This window comes from Albidovulum salinarum (genome assembly GCF_025673475.1).
In the GTDB taxonomy this organism is placed as follows: domain Bacteria; phylum Pseudomonadota; class Alphaproteobacteria; order Rhodobacterales; family Rhodobacteraceae; genus Albidovulum; species Albidovulum salinarum.
The window spans coordinates 1-2,796 of record NZ_JAOVQO010000055.1; the positions used below are offsets into that span (position 1 = coordinate 1).

Consider the following 2,796-nt stretch of genomic DNA (forward strand, 5'->3'; position numbering starts at 1 on the left):
GTAACCGGCCGGATTGGGCCGCAGTGGCCGCGATGATCTGTGATAGGCTCGCGGCATGGAGATTGACCGAGACCGGATCGACGACGCCGTTCTGGGTCTGATGTGGTTGACGCTGCATGATGAGCGGCGGGCTTGGAAAGGCTTTGACTGGGAGTGCTTGGGGCGGTTGCACGAGAAGGGGCTGATTGCCGATCCGGTCAACAAGACGAAGTCGGTTGTCTTGACGGATGAGGGGCTGAGGCGCGCCGAGGAACTCTTTCGAGCGATGTTCACGCGGCCTCGGCCTTGACGGTGCCCATGGGCTTCCAGTTCCAAGGCAGAAGCTCATCGATCCGATTGATCTTGTGGTCGTTGATCCGGGCGAAGATATCGGCGAGGTAGGCCTGCGGATCGAGCCCGTTGTCCTTTGCGGTCTCGATGATGGTCATCGCGGCGGCCAGCGTCTCGCCGCCGGCATCCGAGCCCGCGAATAGAAAATTCTTTCTGCCCAATGCTATAGGCTTCATCTTCCGCTCGGCCGGGTTGTTGTCGATTGCCACGCGACCGTCGTCGAGGAACAGGCGGAACGACTCCCAGCGGTTCAGCCCGTAGCGGAACGCCTTGGCCAGATCGCTCTTTCCGGGAATGCGCTTGAGCTGCTCCTCGGCCCAGGCCCTGAAGGCCTCGACCTTGGGTTTGCTCCGGGACTGACGCGCAGCACGGCGCGCCTCAGCGCTTTGCCCTGTGATCTCGGCCTCAATGTCGTAGAACTCGCCGATCCGCTTCAGGGCCTCGAGCGCGATGGCGGAGCCGGTTCCCTTGTGGACGTCGAAGAAGTCTCGTCTGAGGTGTGCCCAACAAGCGGCCTCGCGGATCCGCGGCTGGCCGTCCTCGTCCGGTACATAGAGCGATTTGAAACCGGTATAGGCATCGGCCTGGAGGATCCCGCGGAAACCGACGAGATGCTTATGGGGATGCTCCCCCTTGCGATCGACCGAGAAGAAATAGGCGCTGCTGGGTGGCGCCGCTCCGCCCCAGGGCCGGTCATCTCGGAGGTAGATCCAGATCCGCCCCTCCTTCACGCCCTTGCCGATCCCCTCGTTGCGCTTCGAGGGATCGAGGACGCGGACGGTGGTGTCGTCGGCATGCAGCCGGTCGGTCTTCATCACCTCCGTGCGGATCCGCTCGACCAGCGGCGCCAGCACCCGGATGCCCTGACCGCACCAGTCGACCAAGGTCGAGGACGGAATGTCGGCGCCCATCCGGGCGAAGATCTCCTGCTGGCGATAGAGCGGCAAATGGTCGTCGAATTTGGCGACGAGGATATGCACCAGCAGCGCCGGCCCCACCATGGCGCGCGGGATCGGGCGCGACGGCGCGGCAGGCTGAGTGATCTTCTCGCAGCGACGGCAGGACTTCTTCAGCCGGGCCGTCTCGACCACCTTCAGCCTGGCGGCGATCAGATCGAGGATCTCACTGACGTCTTCGCCGACCAGGCGCAGGGCGCCGCCGCAGTCGGGGCAACTGTCGCCGGGATCGAGCACGATGCGCTCGCGCGGCGTCGCGGCCGTCACCCGCGGCTTGCGGCGGCGCGGGACGGTGACCGTCTTGCCCTCGGCGACCGACGCAGTGACCGCGTCATCCTCTTCGGGCGGCATCTCGGCCTCACTGCTGGCCTGGCTCACCTCGAGGTTCTCGAGCGCCAGTTCCAACTGCTCGATCTCGCGCGCGATCTTCTCCGAGCTCTGGCCGAACCGCTGCTTCTTCAGCCGGGTGATCCGCAGCCGCAGCGCCTGCACCAGCGCTTCATGGGCCCGCAGGCTGACCTTCAGCCTTGCAACCGTCTCTTCCACCTTCGCGTTCTCCGCCTGCAAAGCCGCGATCATCGCCTTCAAGGCGGCCGGATCGTCGGGCAATTGGGCGGTGGAGGAGGACATGCGGATGTCTATCACGACAGGCAAGAATGGCCAATAAAATAAAGCAAAAACAGATGGATAATCAACCAACCCGGGCCGGCGGCGCGCCCCAGTCTGGTCGTCGCCAGTCGATTCCTTCCCAGAGCATGGCCAGTTGCGCCGAGGTTAGCCGGGCCACCCCGTCACTGGCCGAGGGCCAGGGAAAACGTCCACGGGACAGGACCTTGTAATAGAGACAAAATCCCTGACCGTCCCAATACAAAAGCTTCACCCTGTCACTCTTGCGTCCGCGAAAGGCGAAGACAGCGCCACCGGTCGGCTTCTGTCGCAGAACGTCTTGGGCGAGCGCTGCGAGGCCCGCAATCCCCTTCCTCATGTCAGTTGTGCCGCAGGCCAGGTAGACCCGCACACCGGTGCCAGGGCCGATCATGCCGTCTCCACCAACCGGATCAGTCGCGCCAGATGGCAATCCTCAACGGGGCCATTGCACAAAAGCCGGCGCCCGTTGCGCAGCACGATCTCCAGCGTGGACACCGACGGCCCCGCTGCCGCTCGCACCTCAGGTTCCGGCACTGGAGAAAGGTCGACCGGCAGAAACACAGCCTCCTCGGATCGCGGCCACATTCCCTTGCGGCGCAGCTCCCGCCGCCACTGGTAGATGTGCTGTCGCGTCAGGTCTTCCTCCCGCGCCACATCCGAAACTGTCCGGCCGGCTATGCCAACCCGCGCGAGGATCGCCAGCTTCTCCTCATCAGACCATCGCCGGCGGCGTTCCACACCCAGCACTTCACCCTGCCGCATTCAATCTCCCAGCCGATACGACGTCGGCAACGACGTCAATAACGACGTAGCCTAAGATCTGAAGACCACACTCGGAAGGCGGTCCAAAGCGGCCGGTTAC

The 2,796-nt window shown here is 64.2% G+C and carries 4 protein-coding genes; 1 reads left to right on the plus strand and 3 read right to left on the minus strand.

Annotated features, from left to right (window positions below):
• Window positions 1-100 precede the first annotated feature (100 nt).
• The gene (locus tag OEZ60_RS22010; RefSeq protein WP_263340988.1) at window positions 101-289 is read left to right on the plus strand and encodes a DUF6429 family protein; all 189 of its coding nucleotides are present in this window, start codon (window positions 101-103) and stop codon (window positions 287-289) included.
• On the opposite strand, the gene tnpC is transcribed toward OEZ60_RS22010, so the two are convergent.
• The 3 genes from tnpC to tnpA all read right to left on the minus strand — a co-directional run bounded on the left by tnpC (window position 270) and on the right by tnpA (window position 2,696).
• Entirely contained in the window at window positions 270-1,916 is a 1,647-nt protein-coding gene (gene tnpC, locus OEZ60_RS22015) for an IS66 family transposase (RefSeq protein ID WP_263340989.1), read from the minus strand. The genes OEZ60_RS22010 and tnpC overlap by 20 nt on opposite strands.
• 61 nt (window positions 1,917-1,977) lie before the next feature.
• Complete coding sequence (tnpB, locus tag OEZ60_RS22020; protein WP_263340992.1) at window positions 1,978-2,325, minus strand: IS66 family insertion sequence element accessory protein TnpB; 348 nt, start codon at window positions 2,323-2,325, stop codon at window positions 1,978-1,980.
• Window positions 2,322-2,696, minus strand: a complete 375-nt coding sequence (gene tnpA, locus OEZ60_RS22025) for an IS66-like element accessory protein TnpA (RefSeq protein ID WP_263340995.1) — start codon at window positions 2,694-2,696, stop codon at window positions 2,322-2,324. Before tnpA ends, tnpB begins: the two co-directional genes overlap by 4 nt.
• Window positions 2,697-2,796 lie beyond the last annotated feature (100 nt).

What these genes read in the sequence shown, in the direction of transcription:
- OEZ60_RS22010 (WP_263340988.1), top strand. Translation starts at nt 101, where the DNA reads ATGTGGTTGACGCTGCATGATGAGCGGCGGGCTTGGAAAGGCTTTGAC.
- tnpC (WP_263340989.1), bottom strand. Translation starts at nt 1,916, where the DNA reads ATGTCCTCCTCCACCGCCCAATTGCCCGACGATCCGGCCGCCTTGAAG.
- tnpB (WP_263340992.1), bottom strand. Translation starts at nt 2,325, where the DNA reads ATGATCGGCCCTGGCACCGGTGTGCGGGTCTACCTGGCCTGCGGCACA.
- tnpA (WP_263340995.1), bottom strand. Translation starts at nt 2,696, where the DNA reads ATGCGGCAGGGTGAAGTGCTGGGTGTGGAACGCCGCCGGCGATGGTCT.